At 43.9% G+C, this 24,595-nt stretch carries 23 protein-coding genes; all 23 read right to left on the minus strand.

The features are described 5' to 3' along the window. Positions 1 to 14 precede the first annotated feature (14 nt). Positions 15 to 1,688, minus strand: a complete 1,674-nt coding sequence (locus tag BQ5453_RS07025) for a recombinase family protein (RefSeq protein ID WP_002604471.1) — start codon at positions 1,686 to 1,688, stop codon at positions 15 to 17. A 77-nt stretch (positions 1,689 to 1,765) separates the two neighbouring features. Next, positions 1,766 to 1,939 (minus strand): transposon-encoded TnpW family protein, encoded by a 174-nt coding sequence (locus BQ5453_RS07030; protein WP_002604472.1) that lies wholly within the window; start codon positions 1,937 to 1,939, stop codon positions 1,766 to 1,768. 458 nt (positions 1,940 to 2,397) lie between these two features. Further along, positions 2,398 to 2,640: a helix-turn-helix domain-containing protein gene (locus BQ5453_RS07035; RefSeq protein WP_002604473.1), complete on the minus strand. Its 243-nt coding sequence runs from the start codon at positions 2,638 to 2,640 to the stop codon at positions 2,398 to 2,400. Then, complete coding sequence (locus BQ5453_RS07040; RefSeq protein ID WP_002604474.1) at positions 2,624 to 3,061, minus strand: sigma-70 family RNA polymerase sigma factor; 438 nt, start codon at positions 3,059 to 3,061, stop codon at positions 2,624 to 2,626. Before BQ5453_RS07040 ends, BQ5453_RS07035 begins: the two co-directional genes overlap by 17 nt. 706 nt (positions 3,062 to 3,767) lie before the next feature. Next, positions 3,768 to 4,811 (minus strand): transposase, encoded by a 1,044-nt coding sequence (locus tag BQ5453_RS07045; RefSeq protein ID WP_074027632.1) that lies wholly within the window; start codon positions 4,809 to 4,811, stop codon positions 3,768 to 3,770. Between the two features lie 34 nt (positions 4,812 to 4,845). Beyond that, on the minus strand, positions 4,846 to 5,223 hold the full coding sequence (locus BQ5453_RS07050) for an ISAon1 family transposase N-terminal region protein (protein WP_143033257.1): 378 nt from the start codon (positions 5,221 to 5,223) through the stop codon (positions 4,846 to 4,848). A 168-nt stretch (positions 5,224 to 5,391) separates the two neighbouring features. Further along, positions 5,392 to 6,435: a transposase gene (locus BQ5453_RS07055; protein ID WP_074027632.1), complete on the minus strand. Its 1,044-nt coding sequence runs from the start codon at positions 6,433 to 6,435 to the stop codon at positions 5,392 to 5,394. Between the two features lie 34 nt (positions 6,436 to 6,469). Next, the gene (locus BQ5453_RS07060) at positions 6,470 to 6,847 is read right to left on the minus strand and encodes an ISAon1 family transposase N-terminal region protein (RefSeq protein WP_143033257.1); all 378 of its coding nucleotides are present in this window, start codon (positions 6,845 to 6,847) and stop codon (positions 6,470 to 6,472) included. A 122-nt stretch (positions 6,848 to 6,969) separates the two neighbouring features. Further along, on the minus strand, positions 6,970 to 8,409 hold the full coding sequence (locus tag BQ5453_RS07065; protein WP_071122645.1) for a PP2C family protein-serine/threonine phosphatase: 1,440 nt from the start codon (positions 8,407 to 8,409) through the stop codon (positions 6,970 to 6,972). Continuing rightward, complete coding sequence (rfaD, locus tag BQ5453_RS07070; RefSeq protein WP_071122646.1) at positions 8,390 to 9,388, minus strand: ADP-glyceromanno-heptose 6-epimerase; 999 nt, start codon at positions 9,386 to 9,388, stop codon at positions 8,390 to 8,392. The genes BQ5453_RS07065 and rfaD overlap by 20 nt, the downstream gene beginning before the upstream one ends. Next, positions 9,385 to 10,773, minus strand: coding sequence for a D-glycero-beta-D-manno-heptose 1-phosphate adenylyltransferase (gene rfaE2, locus BQ5453_RS07075; RefSeq protein WP_071122912.1), 1,389 nt, complete (start codon positions 10,771 to 10,773; stop codon positions 9,385 to 9,387). The genes rfaD and rfaE2 overlap by 4 nt, the downstream gene beginning before the upstream one ends. Position 10,774: 1 nt before the next feature. Next, positions 10,775 to 11,842: an HAD-IIIA family hydrolase gene (locus tag BQ5453_RS07080; protein ID WP_071122647.1), complete on the minus strand. Its 1,068-nt coding sequence runs from the start codon at positions 11,840 to 11,842 to the stop codon at positions 10,775 to 10,777. A 14-nt stretch (positions 11,843 to 11,856) separates the two neighbouring features. Next, complete coding sequence (locus tag BQ5453_RS07085; protein ID WP_071122648.1) at positions 11,857 to 12,585, minus strand: UpxY family transcription antiterminator; 729 nt, start codon at positions 12,583 to 12,585, stop codon at positions 11,857 to 11,859. A 744-nt stretch (positions 12,586 to 13,329) separates the two neighbouring features. After that, a complete protein-coding gene (locus BQ5453_RS07090) occupies positions 13,330 to 13,872 on the minus strand; it encodes a glycoside hydrolase family protein (RefSeq protein ID WP_071122649.1) in 543 nt (180 codons plus the stop codon). Positions 13,873 to 13,913: 41 nt separating this feature from the next. Beyond that, a complete protein-coding gene (locus BQ5453_RS07095; protein ID WP_071122650.1) occupies positions 13,914 to 16,097 on the minus strand; it encodes a type IV secretory system conjugative DNA transfer family protein in 2,184 nt (727 codons plus the stop codon). Between the two features lie 12 nt (positions 16,098 to 16,109). Further along, positions 16,110 to 16,976: a conjugative transposon protein TraN gene (traN, locus tag BQ5453_RS07100; RefSeq protein WP_074027648.1), complete on the minus strand. Its 867-nt coding sequence runs from the start codon at positions 16,974 to 16,976 to the stop codon at positions 16,110 to 16,112. A 25-nt stretch (positions 16,977 to 17,001) separates the two neighbouring features. Continuing rightward, a complete protein-coding gene (gene traM / locus BQ5453_RS07105) occupies positions 17,002 to 18,177 on the minus strand; it encodes a conjugative transposon protein TraM (protein ID WP_071122651.1) in 1,176 nt (391 codons plus the stop codon). Positions 18,178 to 18,179: 2 nt separating this feature from the next. Further along, on the minus strand, positions 18,180 to 18,566 hold the full coding sequence (locus BQ5453_RS07110; RefSeq protein ID WP_071122652.1) for a hypothetical protein: 387 nt from the start codon (positions 18,564 to 18,566) through the stop codon (positions 18,180 to 18,182). A 41-nt stretch (positions 18,567 to 18,607) separates the two neighbouring features. Next, positions 18,608 to 19,222, minus strand: coding sequence for a conjugative transposon protein TraK (gene traK, locus BQ5453_RS07115; RefSeq protein ID WP_010537146.1), 615 nt, complete (start codon positions 19,220 to 19,222; stop codon positions 18,608 to 18,610). Between the two features lie 48 nt (positions 19,223 to 19,270). Continuing rightward, the gene (locus tag BQ5453_RS07120; protein WP_071122653.1) at positions 19,271 to 20,407 is read right to left on the minus strand and encodes a hypothetical protein; all 1,137 of its coding nucleotides are present in this window, start codon (positions 20,405 to 20,407) and stop codon (positions 19,271 to 19,273) included. Positions 20,408 to 20,413: 6 nt separating this feature from the next. Further along, on the minus strand, positions 20,414 to 21,199 hold the full coding sequence (locus BQ5453_RS07125; protein ID WP_071122654.1) for a DUF5045 domain-containing protein: 786 nt from the start codon (positions 21,197 to 21,199) through the stop codon (positions 20,414 to 20,416). Between the two features lie 43 nt (positions 21,200 to 21,242). Beyond that, on the minus strand, positions 21,243 to 21,965 hold the full coding sequence (locus tag BQ5453_RS07130; RefSeq protein WP_071122914.1) for a hypothetical protein: 723 nt from the start codon (positions 21,963 to 21,965) through the stop codon (positions 21,243 to 21,245). Positions 21,966 to 22,032: 67 nt separating this feature from the next. Further along, positions 22,033 to 24,594: a hypothetical protein gene (locus BQ5453_RS07135; protein WP_228114913.1), complete on the minus strand. Its 2,562-nt coding sequence runs from the start codon at positions 24,592 to 24,594 to the stop codon at positions 22,033 to 22,035. Between the last annotated feature and the right edge of the window lies 1 nt (position 24,595).

Below are 24,595 nucleotides of genomic sequence, written 5' to 3' on the forward strand. Positions count from 1 at the left end.
ATTATTTGCTGGGGTTAGATAGCGATACTTTTTACATCTACCATGTTGCGGCGGTCATGGTTGACAACTTGCGTCGGCTCCTGCTCGGTATCAACCTGTCCGACAAAGCTATAATGGATTTCGATTTTCCGGGTGTTGGTTTCCCGGTCTAATTCATGTATCAAAATACGGTCGATAAACTCATGGACGTTTTCATAGGTCAATTCCTGTATGTCGCTGTATTTCCCGACAATCTGAATAAACCTTGATATATCCCTTTTTCGCTCGGTAACGGTTGCGATCTGCTGTTGTAACTCGTCTATCCTTGCGGCAAGGGATTTCTTTTCGTCCTCATAGCCGGAAGTTAGAAACACAAACCGTTCATCTGTCAGTCTGCCTAATGCGTTGTCCTCATACAGCTTGCGGAAAAGCGTGTCAAGTTCGGTCATACGCGCCTGTGCTTTGAAAAGTTCCTTTTGCTGCTGCGCTAATGCCTTTCTCGCTTCCATGTCGCCGTACTCGGTAGCTTTACAGATAAAGTCCTGTTCGTGTTCCTTAACATACCGCAAAACCCGCCGCATATCTTCCAGCACTAAATCAAGAAGTACGTTTTTGCGGATATAATGAGAGGTACACTCGCTGCCTGTCCTTGCCCTGTTGCGCCATGCGCCGCAAGAATAGGAAAACTTGCGCGGCTCGATATTTACGCCCTGTTGGTAATACATCTTATGTCTGCAACCAGCGCAAAACAGCAAGCCGGAAAAAATATCAATCTCCGCTGCTTTTGTCGGGCGGTGGCGGGTAGCAATCCGCTTTTGCGCAAGTTCAAAGGTTTCCTCGTCAACAAGCGGCTCATGGGTGTTTGGGAAGAAATAGCGTTGTTCTTCTTCGTTCTTCCGGGTCTTTTTCGACTTGTAGGATACCTTGTGAGTTTTCGCGGTTATGGTATGCCCTAAATATTCCTGCCTTGCTAATATGTCATAGAGCGTTTTGTCCGGCCAAGTATAGGGGGCGATCATTGCCCGCTGATACCGCGCCTGTCCTGTACGCTGATAGCGCAACGCTCCAATCGTCAAGACTTTGTTTTCCGCAAGCCATTTTTGGATTTCGCACATACGCACGCCGCTAACAAACATAGCGAAAACCTGTTTGACAATCGGCGCGGTTTCCGGGTCGGGTATAAGGTGGTGGCGGTTGTTCGGGTCTGGGATATAGCCGTATGGATATTCCCCGTTGACGCGCTCGCCTTTTTGCGCCTGTGCCTGTTTAACTGCGCGGATTTTCTTGCTTGTGTCGCGGGCGTAAAACTCGTTAAACCAGTTCCGCAAGGGGGTAAACTCGTTATCCTCCCGCGCTGTGTCAACTCCGTCGTTGATCGCGATATAGCGTACTCCGTTTTCGGGAAATACAATCTCTATGAGTTCGCCCGTTTTCAGATAGTTTCTGCCAAGACGGGAAAGGTCTTTGGTAATGACCGTCGCCACTCGTCCGGCTTCCACTTCCTGCAACATCGCTTGCAGCCCCTCGCGCTCAAAACTCACGCCGGAAAATCCGTCGTCCACAAAAAACTTTGTGTTCAAAAAATGGTGTTCGTCCGCATAGCGTTGAAGTATCATTTTTTGGTGCTGTATGCTTCCGCTTTCTCCGGCTTGCATATCCTCTTGACTTAAACGGCAGTAAAGGGCGGTGATTTTATTCGACTGTAACATTAGTCCTCCTTTCCGACAGCCGAATAAACAGGTATAATGTGTTGCTATCATTATACCATATCCCGCCGCCTAATGCACTACTCGGACGCTAAAAATCCCGGATTTCCGGGCTTTTTCTGCAAATCCTTTACAATGAGTTTCTCAATCTTTTTATGGATTGTATCGGTTGCCTTTTCACTCGGCAACGCTTGAACAAGATAGGTGATTTTCCCTATTTTGCGTTCGGTTGTAATTGTCTGTTTTTTATCCATTAGAAAAACCTCCTTTTCCTGTATGGATAAACTATATTCGTCAAAAGGCAAAAACGGGCGGTTGTTAGCTGCAACCTCACGGGAGTTTCACCCCGGCCCATGCTTATGGGTGCGCCGCGCAATACTTTGAGGGTGTTCAACGCGGGAGTATCATTGTGCCGCCTTGTATGTCGTCGCCCACAAGCTGCTAAACCTGTTTTACGGCGCGGTAGTTCTCGCTCGGCTTTTCCCCTATGGGGAAAAGCTGTCATGGCGTACCCGCCGACTGGCTCGGTACAGACGGAATGTACCCGTTTGCCTGTTATGCTGCGCACCAAAGGCCGCTTTCTTTGTCAAAGAACAATAGGCTTTGTCGGCCTGCAAAAGCACATCAACAGCGGATATGCTTTTGCGGAACGACAAATAGCCCATAACGGGAAGCGTGGAAAGGGGACACGCTCCCCGCATGGGCTAAAAGATTATCCTACATGAAAAGCAAGGGTGCGGGTAATAAGGCGCACTTGCAGCCTGTTACGCATTTCCTCGTCCACATAGGAATAGGTATTGCCCGCGTCGTCTTTCAGCGTGCGGGTACAAAGTTTCGCTATGTAACCCTCGTAGTGCTTCAAGATCGCGCACATGGCGGTTGTGTCGCCGTTTGCCGCTGCGGAAATGACAGGGAACGGCAACAGATTTTCAGACTTCCTAACGGTATTCATCATCTGCTTTTCCCTCCAAATACTGTTTGATTTTCGCAAGCGCGGATTTCCTGTGCCGGAAAACCGTCGTGCGTACAACATTCAGCAGTTCGCCAATTTCCGCGTCGCTCATATCCAAGAAGTAGGACAAAAGGATAATGTCGCGTTTCCTTTCTGGCAAAGCGTTAAGGGCTTCGGCAAGCAGTTCATTTTTGACGAGTACATCAAAGCCGGACACTTGAAAACGGAAATAATCGCTTTCGTATTCGTCCGTTGTGAAAAGCTGCGCGAGTTCGCTTTCGCTCAAATCCGAAAAAGTAACTTCGCGTGCTGCGCGTTTCGCAAGAGTGCGGCGGTGGCTTTTCGCTTCGCCGACCAAAGTTTTCTTTGCTAATGCGTCGTACTGATGTTGTATTCTTTCCTTGTCGGAAGAAGATAGCTCCATAGAGTTCACCTCCTTCCCGCGTGGAGTAGAGGACGGGAGTTAAGGGCTTGTCCTCTCTGCCCCTTTCGCTCCGTACCCGTTCGGGAGATGGCTCTTGAGTGCGCTTTTCAGAAAAAAGTTGAAAAAAGCAAAATGCGCCCGTCCGCAAGACGCGGACGGGCGCAAAGGAAATGTAAGCAGTAGCTAAATGTATTGACAGTTCACATTCATAGCCGGAATATCCCGCTTGCGGAGCATAGCTTTTTTTGACCGCAAAGCATTAGGCGGGTTACAGTAAATAAAAATGGACACGGCGATACCTCCCCGATACCGCCGTATCCTTAAAAAAGGGCGACTTTAATACACTACCCGCAATCCATTCTATAATAGGGAACAGCGGCTTTTGCGCAATATTAAATTAAAAAGCCGATAACACATAGTTTTTTTGACCTAATGCGTTATCGGCTCTGCGTCTATGCGTCTGGCACTTTTAATCATTTTTTTTTGAATTTATTATATGTGTTAGCTAACTGTCCACAAGCCGCGTTAATCTTTCTGCCATGAGAAACTCTTATAGTAACTTCAAGTCCTGCTTGCTCTAATTGATGTTTGAATGCAACTATTTCCCGTTTCTGTGGTGCTTTAATTCTTGAATTGCTTGTTGGGTTGTATTGTAACACGTTAATCGGCGCACCCGACAAACCCTGTGGAGTAGGCCGTGCAGATGCTAACCCAAAACTGTTGCTAAACGATACATGAAGAATGGTATGTCTATGACTCCTTTTACTTGTGCACGAAAGCATTTGATCTTTGAGTTCAACGATTCAGCTGAAGCGTTAGTCTTACGTCCGTCAAAGTAGTTCAGGATTTCATCCTCATAGAATCTGATGGTATCGCGTACGGACTTGATTTCACGCAGAGTGCAGGAAGCCACTTTCTCATACCACCCCTTGAAATTCTGTTTGGCAGTCTCCTTTGTGAGTTTCTTGTTTCTGAATATGGCTCTAAGGGAGTTGATCAGATTGTATGCTTCTTCAAGTTTTGGGTAGAGTGCGAAAAGTATCTTCGCACGCTTTTTCTGCGTTGCGCTCCACTTCTCTCGGCTCATGGACAATTGCTTGCGACATCGTGTCTGTGCCTCTACAAGAGTCTCGCCATTTTCAAGCCTTTTGGGTTCAAAGCGAGTGTTCAGCCTCATAGGCTTTCTTCCGCGCTTGCTCTTCTTCCAGTTCTTCCCATGCCTTTTCCTCATTCGCTCGCGGTAAGCCTTTCTCTGCGCTGCCAGATTTTCGAGGTATTTGCGAAACTCTGCCTTCTGTCTGTTCGCCTCCTTTACGGCTTTTCGTTTCAGGCGCAGGCGTATCTCTTCGCAGCCCTCTCCACCGCGTTTTACGACATGGAAGCAGTCACGTATGACTGTGGCTTTAGGGAATGCCTCTCGGGCTATGACACGCATGCAATCTGAGAGATCCATCGTGATATTCTCAACCATTTCACGCTTATCTGCAGGTAGTTGCATGAGAACCTTCAGTACGTCAGCAGGATTCGTTCCCTTGACTACTGCTATGATTGCACCCTTGCGACCATGGGCATCCTTGTTGTGAACGATAGTGTACAGTTCGCCCTGGAGGGAGGTCTCGTCTATGCCTTGCTCCTTACCTACGTTTTGCGGAATAAGAATCCACTTGGATGCGTGATCCTTCTGCTCCCACGTCTCGAAGTTACTCAGGGCGTCCTTGTATCTTTTGGCAAACGTGGAGCTGTTAATCATGTACGTATAACCAATCTGACGAGCGGTTATCGTCTCAGAGTCCATTCGCCCTCTTTAAAAAAAGCGCGAAGTCCTTCGCGTATCGAGTGCCCTTATGCTTCAGTTCAAACTCCTTGTCAAGGTCAACACTTCTTGTTGTGCCATCCGGCATTGTCCAACGCCTTCTTCGTATGTGAAGTACCGCCTTCTTGTCTCGGGCTGGATAGTCAAGTAAACATGATTCTTCCCCAAAACCATTGCTCACGGAATCCTTCATGTCTGGTGTGCGATTGTCGCGCTCATCCAGATAGATGTGAAGCTCTGTTGTGTAAAGAACATCCTTGTCCAGAGTACGCTGTGTTGCAAAGTCTGTCACCTCGAAATATTTAAGAACTCCTTCGGGGAGGAAATATGAGGCGAGGCCCTCATACATATTTTTATTGCCATTCTGATTCATAGTGCAAAGGTACTACTTTTGGGCAATCATGTATCGTTTGGCAACTCAGTTTTTGGGTTAGCATCTGCACAGCCCTCCACAGGGTTTGTCGGGTGCGCCTTTTGGGCGCACCCGACAAACCCTGTGGAGTAGGCCGTGCAGATGCTAACCCAAAACTGTTGCTAAACGATACATGAAGAATGGTATGTCTATGACTCCTTTTACTTGTGCACGAAAGCATTTGATCTTTGAGTTCAACGATTCAGCTGAAGCGTTAGTCTTACGTCCGTCAAAGTAGTTCAGGATTTCATCCTCATAGAATCTGATGGTATCGCGTACGGACTTGATTTCACGCAGAGTGCAGGAAGCCACTTTCTCATACCACCCCTTGAAATTCTGTTTGGCAGTCTCCTTTGTGAGTTTCTTGTTTCTGAATATGGCTCTAAGGGAGTTGATCAGATTGTATGCTTCTTCAAGTTTTGGGTAGAGTGCGAAAAGTATCTTCGCACGCTTTTTCTGCGTTGCGCTCCACTTCTCTCGGCTCATGGACAATTGCTTGCGACATCGTGTCTGTGCCTCTACAAGAGTCTCGCCATTTTCAAGCCTTTTGGGTTCAAAGCGAGTGTTCAGCCTCATAGGCTTTCTTCCGCGCTTGCTCTTCTTCCAGTTCTTCCCATGCCTTTTCCTCATTCGCTCGCGGTAAGCCTTTCTCTGCGCTGCCAGATTTTCGAGGTATTTGCGAAACTCTGCCTTCTGTCTGTTCGCCTCCTTTACGGCTTTTCGTTTCAGGCGCAGGCGTATCTCTTCGCAGCCCTCTCCACCGCGTTTTACGACATGGAAGCAGTCACGTATGACTGTGGCTTTAGGGAATGCCTCTCGGGCTATGACACGCATGCAATCTGAGAGATCCATCGTGATATTCTCAACCATTTCACGCTTATCTGCAGGTAGTTGCATGAGAACCTTCAGTACGTCAGCAGGATTCGTTCCCTTGACTACTGCTATGATTGCACCCTTGCGACCATGGGCATCCTTGTTGTGAACGATAGTGTACAGTTCGCCCTGGAGGGAGGTCTCGTCTATGCCTTGCTCCTTACCTACGTTTTGCGGAATAAGAATCCACTTGGATGCGTGATCCTTCTGCTCCCACGTCTCGAAGTTACTCAGGGCGTCCTTGTATCTTTTGGCAAACGTGGAGCTGTTAATCATGTACGTATAACCAATCTGACGAGCGGTTATCGTCTCAGAGTCCATTCGCCCTCTTTAAAAAAAGCGCGAAGTCCTTCGCGTATCGAGTGCCCTTATGCTTCAGTTCAAACTCCTTGTCAAGGTCAACACTTCTTGTTGTGCCATCCGGCATTGTCCAACGCCTTCTTCGTATGTGAAGTACCGCCTTCTTGTCTCGGGCTGGATAGTCAAGTAAACATGATTCTTCCCCAAAACCATTGCTCACGGAATCCTTCATGTCTGGTGTGCGATTGTCGCGCTCATCCAGATAGATGTGAAGCTCTGTTGTGTAAAGAACATCCTTGTCCAGAGTACGCTGTGTTGCAAAGTCTGTCACCTCGAAATATTTAAGAACTCCTTCGGGGAGGAAATATGAGGCGAGGCCCTCATACATATTTTTATTGCCATTCTGATTCATAGTGCAAAGGTACTACTTTTGGGCAATCATGTATCGTTTGGCAACTCAGTTTTTGGGTTAGCATCTGCACAGCCCTCCACAGGGTTTGTCGGGTGCGCCTATTTTTGCTGTTTTATAATATCCCATGCTTTCTTTGCTTTATTGTAATCGTTTAGGACATTATTAAACAACTGGGTGTATTCTACTGAAGGTCTCTGTTCTATATTGGTATTATGACCATTATTATTTTGAGGAAGTTGGTTTATCACCCCAGAATTTATAGGAGAATTGTTTTGTGTTTGAGTTCCTTGATTTTGAGTTGTGTTATTTGAACTTCCTGTATTCGTTTGTCTTGCACCATGAGTTGTTGTTTGGTTTCGTCGATGATCTCTATTTCTTCCATTTTGGTGATTGTTGTTAGCCTGAGAACTGCTATGTGAGCTTGAAGAGTCATCATTGATATTGGTGTCACTTTCATCCGTTTCTTTGTTAGGAATTTCGACATTAAATTCAAAATTAGAATTCCCTTCAGTTTGTGTTTTTACAAAAGAAAAGTACAACACTATCCCTAAGACACATATAGAAACAATGCCGATAATATAGATGTAAGGAGACTTTAGAATTTTCGAACTGAGAGAATCCTTACTATTTACAATAGGAACTTTTTTGTCTCTATTCTTGCTCTGTTTTTTTACCACTCTCGGATATCCATCAGGTCTACCTTTTGCAGGTTTGCCTCCATCGGACACACATAATATATCTATAGTTACATTATCTGTCCAACCTGTAGCTTGTCCTTTTTCCCACAATGCTTCTAATGAATCTTTAGAAGAAGTACAGGTACTCTCAACAGTCTCGTTTATCTCAGAATCTGTGAGTAATCCACATAACCCATCACTGCAAAGAATAAATACATCACGTTGGTAAATATCATATACTCGCAATTCTGGAGTTGCAGTTTCACCATTATCTCCAAGTGATTTCGTTATAATATTGCCATCTGGATGATTGAACGCTTCTTCTTCTGATATTTTGCCTTCATCAACTAAAGATTGTACATAAGAGTGGTCATGAGATAGACGAACTAACTCATTATTTGGATTGAATCTGTATATTCTGCTATCACCATACCATCCGCAATATGCTTTACCATTTAATAGCCATAGTAGAACAATAGTACTACCTAGTCCTTCAGCTTCTTTGTGTTCTTTTGCATATTGCTTAATTGAATTATCTGCGTCGATGATTGACTCCTTGATAAAATCCAAAATGTCAACTTCGTTGCTTAATATTTCGTTAGGAACACTAGAAAAATGTTTCTTTATACTTTCAACGACAAGCATAGATGCGATTTCACCAGCGTTCATTCCTCCCATGCCATCTGCTACAACAAGAAGCGTTCCTTTTTCAGACAATTCTATGTCTGTATCGTTTCCTATTTTGGGACTCGAGTCTGAATTCAAAAGTGATAAGTCTGGACATATCCAATAGTTATCTTGATTTTGAGCTCGCCCTGCTCTATCACACTTTGCTGCGACATTAAATATAATTCGGCTCATATCTTTTATTTTTTTTGTTTAAAAATTCATTTACATATTGAGATATGCCAGCTTCTAACGAAGTAAACTCTTTTGTATAACCAACCGATCTTAACTTCGTCAAATTAGCCTCTGTGAAATTTTGGTAATGTTTTTTAAGTTTCTCGGGCATATCTATATAATGGATTTTACATTCTATATGACAGGCTTTTTTAATTGATTCTACGACTTCCAAAAAGCTACTTGCACATCCTGTTCCTACATTGAAGAGTCCTATAATTTCCTGATGTTCCAGCATCCAAATAATGACATCTACACAATCTCTAACGTATACAAAGTCTCTTTTTTGTTGTCCGTCTTTGAAATCTGCGCAATTAGATTTGAATAAGTTTACAGTATTGTTTTGGAGCATCTGCAAGAAAAAATGAAATATAACGCTTGCTTGTAAACCTTTGTGATATTCGTTAGGTCCATATACGTTGAAAAATTTCAATCCAACTGATAATGATTTGTTTTTATTCACATATCTATCATATGAAATATATTTGTCGACATAATTTTTACTCCATGCATATGGATTTAATGGAGATAGCTGATTTAAGTATTCTATGTCATCAGAATCTATATATCCTTTTCCCCCATCTCCATAGGTAGAAGCAGAAGATGCATATATGAATCGAATGTGATTATTTTTACAAAACTCATACAATCTAATCGTTAATTTGATGTTATTTTCAACAATAGAATCTACATTATTTTCTGTAGTAGAGGAAATACCTCCAAGATGAATAATGGCTTTTATTTTTTGAACATTAGATTCTATAAATGAATCTATATCTTGAGGGGAAACAAGATATGGGAATATACGTTTTGATATATTCCTCCATTTATCTTCAACCCCGAATGAGTCAACGGCAACAAGACCTTTATATTGTCTTAGCTCTAATTCTGCAAGCAAATTTGAACCTATAAAACCTGTAGCACCTGTTACAATAATCATAGTTTTATTTTATCTATTATTTTTGTTGATGATAGGTTATATACAAATGGGATGCTAAAAACCTGTCCTCCATTTTTTGTGACAAAATCAGCTCCTATAATCTCTTTAAATTTATAATCTCCGCCTTTTACCAACACATTTGGTTTTATTGCTTCTATAAGTTGCAATGGAGTATCATCGTCAAAGACAACTATATAGTCAATATATTGGATTGAAGACAATACTTTTATTCTTTGATTAAGTGTATTAACTGGGCGACTATTACCTTTTAATCTTCTTATGGAAGAGTCTGAGTTTAATCCTACAACAAGAATATCACCTTTTTCTTTTGCCTTTTGCAATAAGTCTATATGCCCTGCGTGAATAACATCGAAACATCCATTTGTAAAGACAACTTTCTTTCCTTTTGTCTTCTTGATAATTTCATGTACATTCAATACTTTTATGTACCCATTTAGAACTTCGTCTAATTCTACAATAGAATTTCCAAAACGCCCAACCTTAATATTCGCAGCTTTATTGGCAAAGTATAAAATTCTATCAAATGACATGTCTTTATACTTGGATAAATAAGAAATATATGCTGTTACTATATCTCCAGCTCCAGTAACATCAAAAACGAGATGCTTTTGGCAGCTATGTTTTATGATATTATTTTTTTCATCAACAGCAATGATACCTTCTTCACCACACGTCATAATTAATCGCTCTGTATTTAATACACTTCTTAATTTTTGTAAAGAACTATCACTAATCCATATTTCAGACAATTTATCTAAAAGTTTATGTATTTCCTTTTTGTTGCCTTTAACAATAGTTGCTCCTTTATATTTTTTCAAGTCATTCTCCTTGATATCTATAATGACATTAATGCCATTTCTTTGTCCATAACGGATAATGTCTTGACACATTTGCGTGGTAATAACGCCTTTATTATAATCAGATATTACAATGTTGCATATTTGGTTCCGAGTCAGATAATTCATAATTTTATATCTATCTTCGTCACTATAGGACACAAAAGTTTCTCGATCTGTACGAAACATTTGCTGATGAAGGTCATTTACGAATCTTGTTTTGCACGTGGTATCGGTATTATATGTTGATAAAAAATCGACCTCTAGACCTTCTTGCTTTAGTATTTTCTTAAACATTTTACCATTTTCATCGTTTCCAATTATTCCAAACAAAATTACATTAGCTCCTAACCTTTTTAGTTGTTTTGCAACATTTGCAGCTCCTCCTAATTGATATTCGCATGTAGTTTGTTTCAAAATAGGGCAACCTGATTCAGGCGAGACTCTTTCGACTATACCAAAAACATATTTGTCTAACATGAGATCGCCAATAACAATAGTTTTCATTTGTAATTCTCCGGTATCCATATTATTGAACAAGTATGAATTTAGCATTAATTCTATTAGCGAATAATCTATCTGCAAAGGAATCTCCAACAACAATTGTTTTTGAAAAATCAATATCAGGAAAATCTCTTTTTATGTTTTCTGCCATTCCTGTATTAGGTTTTCTTGTTTTGTCCGTATCGTCTATACCTTTACTGTAATAGACTTTATCTATAGACCCCCCAAGCTTCTTGATTTCACTCAACATACATTCATGTAATGTTAACAATTCATTCTCGGTCATAATACCTTTTCCTATTCCTGCTTGATTCGTTGTTATGAAAATCCTATCAAAACATTCCGAGAGTAATTTAATGTTAGATTTAAAGCCATCAGTAAAAACAAACTCAGAAAAAGATGAAATATAGCCATTGGGTTTTGTTATATTGACAACGCCATCACGATCAAGTATAAGGAACTTATAACCATTTTTGAATTCATTTTTTATTTGCTCCCACTCATTGACTGTTTTTAAATCTACTATTTCCTCTACCAGTTCACACACTATATGAGATATGATATCATGGCACTCTTGGATAATCTGTACATCATTGCTTGGAATCATTATTATTTCTTCTGCTAACAAATCAATATCATGTACGCATTGTCCTGTGAAAACTATTGATTTTATATTAGAATTCTTACACACATTCAATGCTTCTATGATATTCCTTGATTTACATGATGTTGTAAATGCAATAAACACATCTTTCGTTGTACCAATGCCTTCTATTTGCCGAGAGAAAATTCTTTCAAATCCAAAATCATTTCCTATACAAGTTAATAGAGATGCATTGGAACTCAACGATAATGAGGGAAAAGGTGTTCTGCTATTTTTTAAACGCCCCATCATTTCTGAGGAAAAATGTTCTGATTGAGAAGCTGAACCACCATTTCCAGCTGTGATTATTTTTCCTCCGAGTTTTAGGCATTCAGCCAAGATTTGTGCAGATTTTAATATTTTATTTTGAATTCCAACATTTTGAATGATTGTATTCAAAATAGCTCTACGTTGCTCTAACTTTTTATTTATTTTTACTAGTAATTCCATTGGAATCGAAGAAATTAAATAGACATTAGAAATGCACTCGGTATATACGCTGTAACTACAGTTACCAATTCGTCCACAACCACTCCAACTCTTTGCTGTCCCTGCCATCTTGCGACTCTGCCAATCACTCCCTTAAACGCACCATCAATAACCTTTACCAACTGTCCTTTCTCGAACTTTGGCACTTCACCTAATGACACGATGGTATTGTCCGCATCGGCTGCACAGATGATTTTTAGACTTTCCATCTGATAGTTGGGAACTATCAATGGAGTTTTAGCAATTCTACGCCCAATATGGATGTGGCGATAATAAAAACGAAGGAATGGGAGGTTTACGTTGTCGTAAACGAAAGATTTGAGTTGTTCTTCGGTACCGTAGGCGAAGAAGATGTTTGGTAAACGTGACTCGGTAACAACTTTGCGCTTACCTTTTATAAGTTTTACAGTATCTGTAGTAGGATAGAAAGCCGTGACACCTTTGGCTGTCATGTAGTCGTATGCTTTTTTCTCTCTACCATAGGTGGTGCGTAAAGCATACCAATGAGGAATCTCTTCCTCCTTTTGTACTTTAGATTTACTTAATATATGGACACTTCTGGTGGACACCCCTGTTTGTGAACTCTCAGCGGAAACAGTGCTTTGAGCTTCGGGGAGGGCGTTGGAGGTAAGTCCAGCGCAAGGAGGGAATTCACCACCTCCTGGGGTGTGCACATCTTCTGATGTCCATTCATCGACTTTCATATCGGTGCTAACTTTTTTCTAGACAGAAATCCGTTAAATTGCGACAGAAAAAAAGCGTGGAATCGTCCTGTTGTCTATTCCACGAACCGAGGCTCTAGCAATTGCCTATTATTGTCGAACAGACAACGTCAGAGCCCACGCCGATATGAAAATCGCTACCGCAAAGAGACCTATATAACACATTTGACTGCGCCCGAAAGGGTACAATCTATGCTTACAAGGTCTCCACGGGATTGATATAATCACACCCGGGACATCTACCGTTGACCACGTTCAAGACAATAATATTACCGTGAATTTGCTAGATTTCGGTCCGTCTTAAACACAGCGTCGATAAACGCCTTCCATTATGTCTGGATTGTCTTCCCACCCAAAGCCCGCTTTCGTATAGATATGTCATGGTTGACTTCACTACACTCAGCACGGCGTAGGCTGCCGACTCGGTTATCATGAAAGAACTCGTCTTACAGCGACAACTGCGGTCTGGCTATACAATCCGAGTGCAAAAATACGAAAATTTATTGAGAAAAGACAAGAAATGACAGGAAATATAAATACCACAATACAAATTTAAGACTATTTAAGTCTAATTGCTTTAATATCTCGGAATTTTTGTATATACAAATGCTGTTCTTATGCAATTTTTGTATGTTATTAGGCCAATATACTTGAAGTGCCGATGAAGTATAGCTTCGACAGGCTATGGAGTGCCACTTCGATGGTTGATGAAGTAATATTTCGTTTTTATGGGATGTATAATAGTTGAAGTTCTGTCATTCTTCGCCTTTTGATGGACGGAATGCATTTGCCTCTCCATCTGCAAAAGTCAAGGTAATCTTTTTCTATGTCACGCAATCCTCGTTCAATCTTTTGCAGGAGACGGCTCTTCGGAAATCTTTTGTTCCCTAATATTTTGTAGGGGCCGACATTATAGGCAAGTACGGCAAGGAGTAGTGAGTCCTTGCCATACTTACGAAACATGGCACATAACTTGGTGAGGTCTGAGCGTAGCAGGGAGTCGGCTTGCTGATAGGTGAGATTATTCTTGAACTTCTCATGCGGCAAAATCCGATGTCCCCATCCGATATAGGGATAGTTGCGCTTAATATCGTGCCATCCCTCATAATACTTGATGCAGCGCACGGCTCGTTCAAAGGGTGGTAATGCAAAGATGCCCAAGTCGCTTTGGCTTGGGCTATCGTTTGTAGGTGTTTTGTTCTGTGCCACTATGCTTTGGCACAGAAACAAGAGCATTAGGGTAATATATATTCTTATCTTTTTCGTCATGGATGTTGTTTTTGTTTTGCATTTGGAGTGTCATTGGCTTGTCACTTGGCATTCTTCTTGTTGAATATCTCTGCTATCATGGCTTTCACGTCCTCACCAACTTGCACGAAGTTTTTATAGAGGATGCGCTCACGCTCATCACGGCTCTTGAAGGTGTAGAACTTGGGCAGTGGCATATACTCGCTTTCCTCTTTCTTGATGTCTGCCATATTGAAGTCGGTCTTGCAATAGAACTTACTGGTCTTGAACTCGTCGCTTTCCTGTATGTTCATACTGCCATTCATGCCGGTCTTGGTTGCCACAAAGTCCCTTGCCGTCTGACCGCAGATCCATCCTGTCGGCATGTCCGAGATTTTACTGGCTGGTACAAGACTGTCCATATTCTCATTCAGGTTGATGCTCGTCTTGTCTCTATCGATGGTCACGCCTTTCTTCAGTTGCACCACCTTTCCAAAAATGTCAGAGGATAGCCATTCCAGAGTTTCCTTGCTTCGTGCCGAACCGCTCACCACATTGCCTACGGTGGTGATGATCTTTTGCATACCCACCTTTCCGTAGTCTGCTTCCAACTGTGGCAGTTCCTGGAATCCCAAGGCTACGCTCACCTTGTTGCTTCGGGCTGTACCTATCAGTCGGTCTATCTTATGGAAGTAGAGTGTAGGCAACTCGTCCACGATGATGCTCACAGGGATGTTCTTGCCTTGCCCTGTGTTCACTCGTGTCACCAGTCGGTTGAGGATTAGGGCATTCAATGCTCCGATGATGCTCTCCATTTCTGGGTCATTGGCTATCAGCAGATAGCTCGGATTCTTCGGGTCACTGACCTTCAGGTCGAAGTCATCTCCATCTTTATGAAATATCCAATAGCTTTCCTTGGTAGCAAGGCGTGAGGTATAGACACGCAGTGTACCTATCATACCCTCCAACTGCTCCATTGCCTTGTTCTTCAAGGCGGTTTGGAATGGTCCTAGCAACGGTGCTACCTCATTGTCGGTCTCCAGCACATTGAAGATGGTCTGGTAACTCTCGTTCAGGAAACTCAGAATATGGGGCATATCGCTGTACTTGCCCAACCAATAGGCTGGCTCTACTTCTTCTCCTGCATGGTTAAACACCTTACCGGTCGGCTTCATCTGCATGGTCTTCGGATCAAGTACTTTTTCTGCTATCAGTATCTTACCATCCTTGTCGTATGGCTCTTTGCCATAGTTGATGAAGAAGTAGATACAGGCGGCGAGGAAGTTGACGGCTGAGGTCTGGAAGAACTGGTCGCTGCCGCCACCGCCTTCCTTCTTTCCTTTTTGCAGGGATTCAAGTAATGTCTCTGCGGTCTCGCTCGCTGCTGCCAAGTTATTGATATACTTCTGCTGTATCGGGTTCACTCGCTTGGAGTATTCCACATCCACGAAGTTGATGATGTTGAACTTACAGCCTTCTGGTAGTTTACCCAACTGTTGGTTCTTCTTATAGTGGTAGTACAGTTTGGTTGCCAAGGTAGGGAACTTGTAGTCGTAAACGACCATGGCAAAACCTTTTGCACTGTGCTGACGGATGAACGGCTCTATAATAGAAAAAGTCTTACCGCTACCAGGCGTACCAACTACCCAAGTGCCACGGAATGGGTTTACGATGTTCACCCATCCCTTGCGGAACTTGCCCTTATAGTAGTAGCGCATAGGAATATTCACGCTGTACTTGTTGTATTCCTCCTTCTGGCACTGCTCAAAACTCTCGTTTTCAAAGTTGAAGCGGTCTTTCATCAGCCCTTCTTTCAGGAACTTCGAGATGTTATCCAAGGCGATATGCACCAGTACTGTTCCGATGATGGTTGCCACCATATATAGGATGATGTTCAATCTTAGGGCATAGAGACAAGTGTCAATTGCATAGCCGAAGAGCCACACGGACAATATCAGCAGCAGCACGCCACTCACCAGTGGGTACAGCACCTGTCTTCGGGCATCAAACTCCAGATGCTTCTTGTTTCTCGTGCCTACACAGGTGATGCACACCAAGAGGAATGTCACCACCTTGCTATACACCAGGTTCCCGTCATGGTAGATAAACCACTGCTTGATACGGTCGTGCAGGTCACACACCACACCGCCAAAGCCGTCTATCGCCCTTGGGTCTATGGCATACTCAAAGAACTCCATCAACACGGATATGTAGATGACTGCCCTGAATATCTTGTAAAATCCTTGTAGCTCCTTGCTTTCTTCCATTGGATATGATTGCTATTTTAGAAAAATCGGATTGAATGAGTCGGCTGACAACACATCGCTATAGTTTATCTTCAGTGATATGGTGCGACCGCTGATTTGGTTCTCCGTCATTTCTATTGTCAACTTCTTGTCATTCGGGAATGTCATTTTCCGAATGACAAGCACATTGCGGTAGCCATAGCGGAAACGCTTGGTCTGCTCCAACGTGAAGACTGGATGTAACTCTACCATCTGCGAGTTGGTAGCCTTGGCGGTTTTCTTATCCGTCAACTTCAATCGTATTTGGTCTATATCAAATGGAATGTCAGTCTTGTTCTCCACGGAGAAATCCAGGAAGAAATAGTCGCCCGACGAATAGATGTTGTTCAGTCGCATCACCATTTTATGGGCTTTGGTCTTCACATTGTTCACATGGGCTTCCGAACTCCAAATCTCACGAGCATAGCGAGCCATGTCAGTAGAGGACAAGGTTACCGCTGGATTGTTATATGCATTCTTTTCTATCTGTTGTATCTCCTTATCCGTCACTGCCTCTTGCAATCTTGTTGTATAGAGCAGCGCATACTGGGTACGGTAGCGTTCTGTCACAATGGTAACGATGGCAAGCACTTCACCATCTTCATGCAGTCCCTCCTTGGGTTTCAAACGCACAGTATTGTTGATGGGTTGGTCTCCTGCTATCTTGTCAGTGGATATGTCCACAAAGCGGATGGGTTCGCTTGCCGTAATGACTGTTGTCACTTGCTCGTTCACAGTCAGCTGCTCCATCTCCTGGTAGGTGCAGGGCTGATAGCTCTCCGCACTGGTCTGTTGTGCCATCATCGGAGTGGCACTTATTGCACACATCATGAGTGCGCCAATGGTCTTCTTGATATTCATATTCGTATTCTTTGAATGTTGATGTTTACTTGCTCTTGGTGTCTTTGCTGTTTATCAAGTACACAAAGGTTCCGTATTTCAATTTTACCTTGTTCTTCTTGATAGCCTTGCCTATGGCATTACTTGTTTTCTGATAGGCATTCTGCATGGTCTGCATGCCCCATTGCGAAAAACTGCTGCCTGTATTGGTGGTGTTCATATCCACATTGCCGGTCACGGCTCCGCTTGCCACATCCTTGCTGGTCTCTCTAAACTGGCTGCTTGGCACATACAAACCTTCCATGCCGTCTGTGTCATAGAGTGATAGGTTGATTTTCACTATCTCATCATCCACCAGCACACTTTTTACCGTTCCTTTCACTCGTTGTGAACTGAAACCGCTCATGGTGGCATACAGGTATGCGCCTTTCTTCACTATCATCTCACCGATTTCCACATCATCTAACAGTCTCAAACGTACACGACTTCCATCCACGGCTTTCACATTCTCGTCAATGATAGCCTTTATCAGTGTCGGCTCTTTCTCATTCACTGCCAAGGTATTGAAGTAATCCGATGATGTCTTCACCTTTTTCACAACTTCACTTGGCTTATCATTCTCGTCAGTTTCCTTTCGGGCATTTTCATTCACCTTGATTTTACCCTCAATATTGATACCGCCCTTGGCTGTAGCTGTTGTTTCATCGGATGCTGTTGCTGAAGTCGATGAGTTCTGTTGCGTAGCTTGCTGTCCCTTCAGTCTTGCTTCGGCAAGTGCCTTGTTCAGTTCCGCCAACGCTTCATTCTCTCTTTGTCGCTCATGGGCTTCTTGTGCTTCTCTCTGTTTTTCCATTTCTGCTTGCCTCTTGGCTTCGGCATCCAACTGTTGCAGTTCTGCATCCGAATACTTGCTTTGGTATTCTTCTTTTTCTTGCTCATTGTCTCGGTCTATATTCTCCACGGCACTATGGTCTTCTATCTTGCCGTAGGCGTTCAACATGTTCTCATACTTGCCTCCAATACCGTCACCGCCCTTGATATGAGCTTGTGGAAGGTTCGGATTCAGATATTCTGTGGTCTGCATATTGGCATCCTTCTTCTCCGCCACCTTGGTATCAAAGAGGTCGAAGATAAAGTAGGATGCACCGAGCAGTGGAAGATAGACAATCGCAGGTAGCATGTACTTGGGTTGTCTGAAATTGATTCTTTCTGTCAGCTTCATCGTTATTTGTCTTTATGAGGATGGCGTGCATCCTCATTGGTCCTTACTATGTTCTTTGCATTCCCCATATTCTGATGGCGAGCCTTTATCAGCGAGTCCTGTCTCTCCGTGGCGGTGCGTTGCTCTCCCTGATAGTGATAAGCTCTTGCCATGCGATAGATGTTGAAACTGAAACTCACACCTACAAAACCGAACACGATGACCAGGAACATTGTCTTATGCAAGTCGGCAAATTTCTGCACCTTGGCTGCAGCCTTGTCGATTCTGCACATCCTGGCAAACTTTCTTCCAGCTCTCACGTCTCGCTCATAGCGTTCCTTGTATTTGGGATCGTCCTTGTCAGGCATCTTCTCCCCAATGAGCATCTGCTTAAATCCTTTTGTGTTCATCGTTATTTTTTTTACCTTTTTACTTCTTTATCCTTTTACCTTTAATAGTTCGACTTTGTCTTCTGGTCAATATCCTTGTTGAGCAAGGTTCTCCAGTTCACTATCAGCAATCCATGTGGGTTGTTGTCAGTCCTCGGAACTCGTTTCAACTGTCCTGCCGTCACCAGTTCACGGGTCAGCACATTGGTTCTGCGCTCGATGCGCTGTCTGCCGTAGTAGGTAAACTCCATCTTCTCCTTGTTGAACTTGATACTGTCACAGAAGATGCTGAACACGGCACTCGTTCCCATGATGTTGGAGTAGAACCCCTTTTCTTTCAGCGTATTGTACTGCGCCAATCCTGTCTCATCCACCAGATACATGGCTTTCTCCATCGTGTATTTGATGTACTTGTCATCTGGTGCCAATGTGAAGAAATAATGATGGAACATCTCGATATGGCTCTTTGCTTCCACATCCAATGTCTCATCCATCGTCGTACGCTGCACCAAAATTGGTACATTGCCGTCCAACACATAGATTTTGTTCTGTGCATCCACCACCATATTTTTCGCCGTCCAGATGCTACTGATACTTATCAGCACGCATCCAACCAGAAACAGGCTACAGATGATAGTCACCAACTTCACCTTATTCTCTAAATTCTTGATTACCATTGCTATAATATTTTTTACCTTTTTCACTCTTTTACTTTTTTACCTTTATCAGTGCATCACATGGGCAAGTGTCCCCTGTGCCGACATTTTGGCTTGCTGTGCCACACCCTCACCGAAATTTCTGGTAGAGAAAGCGGTATCGCCCTCTGGTATCATCCATGCCGCAAGGTCCGGAACCAAGTTTAGGCACTTCAATGCCACGATACTTGCTGCCATCAGATACCCTGCCGAGAAGAACGAGTTTTGCAAATATGCCGCCATCGTCTGTTCACTGGCGGTAATAGCCGTCAGGTTCTCCACCTGTATGCAGAGCACAATGTCGAAAAGTAGCAGTACGTAGAATCCTACGAAGTAGAGCATGGCTCCATAGAAATGCACGGTCAGATACCTCGTCAGCCACTTCGCCCAACTGCTTTCCCATTTCGGCAGTAGCGAGAACGCCCATTGTATCGGTCCAAATATCGTCAGCATTCCCAACAGTATCTGTTGACAATAGATGGTGCTCCACCAACCGATACGGAAGACGATCAATGCTATCAGCATTACTATCTTGTCGATGTTCACTACGGCTCCTGCAGTCAGTGAGGTAAACCACAGCTTGGCTGCGTCCTTTTCCATATTGGTCACTTCATCCACACCTGTCTGCTCCATGGTCGATTCCACCAGATTCGGGTCTGTTGTTCCCTTATGGGCAATGTCTGCCTGGGCTTGTACGTTGGTGTACATCGTGTCTCTGGTGTAGATGAGCTGCTGAACTTCCGTAAACTTGTCCTCTATCTGTGTGGCTTCCGCCTCATATAGGTCATGGGTATAACTTCCAATGGAGTTTGGTATGTAACTCAGAAAGTCCAGTACGCACCAATTGCTGCCACTGTTCGTCATGCCTGTATCGGCAGGTGGGTACCACCAACAGAGGATGATGCTTATCACCAATGGCTTGAAAAGTTTCATCACATCCAGTGGCTCATGCTTCACCATCATCTTGTAGGCCATGTTCGCTGCCACCACGATAGAGAAGAGGGCTGCGAGTGCCATACACATTTGAACGACCCACCAAAAAGGCCCATTCGAGCCTGTGAAAGTAGCGTCGCACAGGAACTCGTTGGTCTGGAAAATCACGTCATCAATCTCTTCTTCCAAGATGTTGATACCGAAGTCTGATAATATGCTGCTGTTGTCTGCCATAACTCCTTATCTATTTATTTTCAAATCATTGTCATCCTCGTTCGAACCGTTATTACTGCCAGAAGATGTGTTGTTTCTCACTGCCATTCCTGCCTCTCGCCATTTGCTGGATGCACTGCTGATGATACTTCGTTTGTTGGCGGTCTGGTAGTTGCCGTTTGCTGTCAACAATTCCTTGGTCTTGCTGGCATTCGACATCTGCACCAGTTGCTTCACAAGTGTCTCGTTCTGTTTTGCCACATCTGCATAAATCTGTAGGTACATCTTCTTACGCTTGGCATTGGGCATATAGGCATCCTTGGTGGCTTTGATGGCTGTCTCATAGACATGATAGTATTCTGTCCAGCGTTGCTTGTCACCGATGGATCCGCCTACAGGCAGGATGCGGTCGATGTTGCTCTTGAAGGCATTCATCTTGCTGTTAATTTTGCTTCCTTCCACTTTCCAGGCGAGGTCAATCTGACGGTCTGCCATATTCAACGCCTCAATCTCTGCTCTTTTGGTCAGGGCAGAGTCGATGGCTTCGGCATATTCCACTTGATTGTAGGCTCCGATTCCTGCCGTTGTACGAAAACCAAGTTTGTTCTTACTCGCAGCCGACTTCTTGTAACTGCTGTGCAGTAACTGATAGTACAATTCTGGTGACAGACTACCACTACCGATTTCCATCACCGTTATCTGGTTCTTTTTCGAACTGTCATGATTGTATGTTACACCACTTTGGGCATTGCCGCTGATAGCGACTCCCAACATCAACATGATGGTTCCTATTCTTGTTTTCTTTCTATCCATGCCTATACATTATTATATATGGGATTATAAATTCTTCGTTCTCTCAATATCCGAGTTTACCTGCCACTCGCCACCGACCGAAGGCATCTTCCAGTATTTGCTGCTTGCTTTTGGTTCGGTAAACCTTTTCTTTCCAATAGCCGATGCGCACTTGGATATATCGCCACGACTCAAAGTAGCTTTTGTTCAGATGCTTCTCTATATTGTCAAGCGAGGTGTTGATGCTTTCCAACACCACAAGAAGGTCTGCCGTAGAACACGCTGCCGCTCCTGAGGCATACAGCACCAAGTCGCTCACGCTTTTGTAGAGGTATTCGCCTTCATTTGCGATATTCTCTATGGCTCGTCGGTTGATGCCTATCAATATGGTATCGGCAAGCGAGATGCGCTTTCGTTTGATGACTTTTTTGTTGTAGTCATCCAACAGCTTCTTATAGTCCGATATTCTGTCGCTCACACCCTCGTAGGTGGAGTACACGTTCAGACTGGTCCGTAAACTCTGATACAGCACATCTATCACATCAAATGCCCTGGTGTACTTGTCAAGGTCAACATTCAGTTCCTTGTATGCCTTGGTCTCGTCCTTACTGTAACTGTGCAATAGTTTATTACTGTATTCCAACGTGCTTCGTGCGAGCAACAGGCTCCGCTGTTTCTTGTGGTCATTGATGTAGGCTTCTACGCTGGCAACATCAAATCCCCATTGGGCGAATGTTTTAGAGGGGAGGGCGAGGAGCAAGATTGCTATCAGCAATGTTCTCACAATATCCATTCGTCGCTTCTTGCTCACTGGCCCTGCAACCCTCTCCGCTGCATCAGCCTTGTATTCTTTTCTATTTCTCATTTTCATTGTCTTCATCATTAAACTTGCCATGATAGTCATCTGAGTGTTTGGTGTCGGCAGCTTTTCTTAACCAACGTTTCTTGCATTTTTCCACAAGACTCAATCGTCGTCCTTCGTCAGCATTGATATGTGGAGCGATGTCCATCAGCACGTCGATGATGTTGCGTTTGTAGTGCATCATCTTCTCCAACGATACCAAGTCTGCGTATATCTTGGTGATTCTGCTGTCCACCTCCCTAGCTATCTCTAACCTGTCACTCGACCATAGCAGATGATAGGTATCATCCGTGCTGTTGTCATCTGCAGGTGCGCTCTTGGCATATTCGGTGGTTATCTTGCACGATGGATATTCCTGTGCTATTTCCGATATGCGCTTGTTCACCTCGTCCGCCTTTTCCTGCTCGGTCTTGCTTGGGTCAAGCGTTATCACATCCACTACCGAGGTGTTGGTGTATTCCGATGTCAGCTCCCAACTAATCTGCAGAATAGCTCTGTGTATCTTGATGCCGAGGAAGTATTTCGGCTTTCGGGCTATCTTCAATGTTGCCTTGAAGGTAATGATGCCGTTGATGTTGGGCATAGTGGCTTTTCTGATGTAAGCATAGCCGCTCCATGTTCCTTCCTCTTGCCAAGTCAGGTTATAGGCACTCTTGCAGTCGTTCATAATGGCTGGTATGCGATAGTAGTCATCCGTCGCCACGTCATTGTCCTTTCCTGCCTCTGCCTTGGCTTCCTCTATTTTCCTTTGTTTCTGTTGCCATGTGGCAAGTTCTTTGTTCAGTTGTTCGATGGAAGCCATGTTCTTGTTGTATTGCTCCCGATACTTGGCTGCATCTTCCACACTTGCATTGGCGATTTGCTTGACAAGTGACTTGTTCTCGGCTTCCAACTGACTGATTTGAGATTGCAGAGAGGCTATCTTGGCATTGGCTTCCTGCTCTTGTTTATACAAGTCCGAGAGGTCAAGGTTGTTCTCTGTCACAGATGTTGTCATGGCGCATTTCTTGCTGTGGTCATTCAGCGAACCGCCACAACTCTTGCATTTGTATTGTGTGGTGCCTTGCCCCAACTGCACACCGTCGCTGCATGTCACACTGATGGTCACGCTCTCGCATCCCTTCAGTTTGGCGGCATCGGTTGCCTGATAGTAGTTGCGTGCATCACTGCCTATATAATAGGTATAGCCTTCCTCGTTGTCATTCCATTCGCTCAACCGGGCTTGCAGTTGTGCCTTGAAGGTGTTCAAGTCCATCGAATAGGAGTCAAAGACTGCCTCATACACTTCTTCTGTCCTGTTCCAACTCTTGTCCACCTGTATCTCGTAGGCGTATGCCTTCTGTTTCTGTCCTTTTTTCTTGCTACTGATGATGTAGCTGTTCAACCAATAGCTGATACTGTAGGTAAAGCCATCATTCTGGTTGTTGAGCTGTTGCACCCTTGTTCTTGACCATCCGGCATGATTCTCCGAGTTTTGCAGGATGGATTCCTTTTGGCTATTGTTGGGATAGAAGTTGGCATCCTTGGTGTTGATTCTGTACCAGTGGTCGCCTTTCAAGATGCTGTTGTCATCGGTGGGCGGTACATAGTCGCACAGTTTTTCTCGTCCTTGGTCTCGTCGGGCGATATACCATCTTTGCGTGTAGTAGTTTCCTGCCGTCTCATCCAGATAGTCCGTCATCCATGAGGTGAGGTTATAGTTGGCAAGAGAGAAAAGTCCTGCCACGTTTTCCTTGCCTCCAATCATGCCCAAGAGGGTGTTGCCTACGCTCTTGTCGAGACTTTTGAACAGCGAGGAATAGTTATCCACAATATCGATGGCTGCACCGAGCTTGCCTTGGAAGAGGTCATTGAACTGGCTGCTCTGCAACAGGGTATTCCCGATATTGTTCATTCCTGCTCCTGCAAGGTTGGCTCCTGCCTTATACAGATTGTCGATGTCGGATTTCAGATTGTCCACCGTAAAATTGCCTGGCACCTTCGACAAATCGTCCAATATCTTCTTCCAATCCACGTTGCCAATCTCTGAAAGTTTCAGTATGGCAGCTATCTCCTGGTTGATTTGTAGAAAGGCGATGTCCGAGAATGTGAGGGTGCTGTTTGTTACCACACTCTCAAACTGCATGCACAGGTTCTTGGTGTCGTCACATATCTTCATCAGATAGGTTCCCCAATACAGGGCAGTCTGTGGACTTTTCAGCATCATTCCTGCCACCGTCCATATCTTCGGCATGATTTTGCCCGACACCATGTTGTAGATACGGCGGTAATAGTAGTTCTCTGTGCTACTGTTCCAGATGCCCAACTCCGTCATTGCCTTGCGCTCCAGAAACTTGGAGGTGTAGATACCGGCACTAGCCACTTCTGCTGCATTATAGTGCTTCAAGATGTTCTGCACCTGCTCGTTATAGTATGCCTCTGCCACGGCTTCCGTTCCGTATGCAGCTGCCATAGCAGCCACCGTCTGCTTGTCATAGTTCACGCTGTAGTACTGTGCGTCAGCCTTTGCCAACACACAGACTATCAGCATTATGATGGATAGAAGTCGTTTCATC

The organism is Prevotellamassilia timonensis (genome assembly GCF_900106785.1).
Lineage (GTDB): Bacteria > Bacteroidota > Bacteroidia > Bacteroidales > Bacteroidaceae > Alloprevotella > Alloprevotella timonensis.

What these genes read in the sequence shown, in the direction of transcription:
- BQ5453_RS07040 (WP_002604474.1), bottom strand. Translation starts at nt 3,061, where the DNA reads ATGGAGCTATCTTCTTCCGACAAGGAAAGAATACAACATCAGTACGAC.
- traM (WP_071122651.1), bottom strand. Translation starts at nt 18,177, where the DNA reads ATGAAGCTGACAGAAAGAATCAATTTCAGACAACCCAAGTACATGCTA.
- BQ5453_RS07050 (WP_143033257.1), bottom strand. Translation starts at nt 5,223, where the DNA reads ATGTATGAGGGCCTCGCCTCATATTTCCTCCCCGAAGGAGTTCTTAAA.
- BQ5453_RS07025 (WP_002604471.1), bottom strand. Translation starts at nt 1,688, where the DNA reads ATGTTACAGTCGAATAAAATCACCGCCCTTTACTGCCGTTTAAGTCAA.
- BQ5453_RS07055 (WP_074027632.1), bottom strand. Translation starts at nt 6,435, where the DNA reads ATGATTAACAGCTCCACGTTTGCCAAAAGATACAAGGACGCCCTGAGT.
- BQ5453_RS07110 (WP_071122652.1), bottom strand. Translation starts at nt 18,566, where the DNA reads ATGAACACAAAAGGATTTAAGCAGATGCTCATTGGGGAGAAGATGCCT.
- BQ5453_RS07060 (WP_143033257.1), bottom strand. Translation starts at nt 6,847, where the DNA reads ATGTATGAGGGCCTCGCCTCATATTTCCTCCCCGAAGGAGTTCTTAAA.
- BQ5453_RS07120 (WP_071122653.1), bottom strand. Translation starts at nt 20,407, where the DNA reads ATGGCAGACAACAGCAGCATATTATCAGACTTCGGTATCAACATCTTG.
- BQ5453_RS07125 (WP_071122654.1), bottom strand. Translation starts at nt 21,199, where the DNA reads ATGGATAGAAAGAAAACAAGAATAGGAACCATCATGTTGATGTTGGGA.
- BQ5453_RS07135 (WP_228114913.1), bottom strand. Translation starts at nt 24,594, where the DNA reads ATGAAACGACTTCTATCCATCATAATGCTGATAGTCTGTGTGTTGGCA.
- rfaE2 (WP_071122912.1), bottom strand. Translation starts at nt 10,773, where the DNA reads ATGGATACCGGAGAATTACAAATGAAAACTATTGTTATTGGCGATCTC.
- BQ5453_RS07090 (WP_071122649.1), bottom strand. Translation starts at nt 13,872, where the DNA reads ATGACGAAAAAGATAAGAATATATATTACCCTAATGCTCTTGTTTCTG.
- BQ5453_RS07045 (WP_074027632.1), bottom strand. Translation starts at nt 4,811, where the DNA reads ATGATTAACAGCTCCACGTTTGCCAAAAGATACAAGGACGCCCTGAGT.
- BQ5453_RS07085 (WP_071122648.1), bottom strand. Translation starts at nt 12,585, where the DNA reads ATGAAAGTCGATGAATGGACATCAGAAGATGTGCACACCCCAGGAGGT.
- rfaD (WP_071122646.1), bottom strand. Translation starts at nt 9,388, where the DNA reads ATGATTATTGTAACAGGTGCTACAGGTTTTATAGGTTCAAATTTGCTT.
- BQ5453_RS07065 (WP_071122645.1), bottom strand. Translation starts at nt 8,409, where the DNA reads ATGAGCCGAATTATATTTAATGTCGCAGCAAAGTGTGATAGAGCAGGG.
- traK (WP_010537146.1), bottom strand. Translation starts at nt 19,222, where the DNA reads ATGGTAATCAAGAATTTAGAGAATAAGGTGAAGTTGGTGACTATCATC.
- traN (WP_074027648.1), bottom strand. Translation starts at nt 16,976, where the DNA reads ATGAATATCAAGAAGACCATTGGCGCACTCATGATGTGTGCAATAAGT.
- BQ5453_RS07080 (WP_071122647.1), bottom strand. Translation starts at nt 11,842, where the DNA reads ATGGAATTACTAGTAAAAATAAATAAAAAGTTAGAGCAACGTAGAGCT.
- BQ5453_RS07035 (WP_002604473.1), bottom strand. Translation starts at nt 2,640, where the DNA reads ATGATGAATACCGTTAGGAAGTCTGAAAATCTGTTGCCGTTCCCTGTC.
- BQ5453_RS07030 (WP_002604472.1), bottom strand. Translation starts at nt 1,939, where the DNA reads ATGGATAAAAAACAGACAATTACAACCGAACGCAAAATAGGGAAAATC.
- BQ5453_RS07095 (WP_071122650.1), bottom strand. Translation starts at nt 16,097, where the DNA reads ATGGAAGAAAGCAAGGAGCTACAAGGATTTTACAAGATATTCAGGGCA.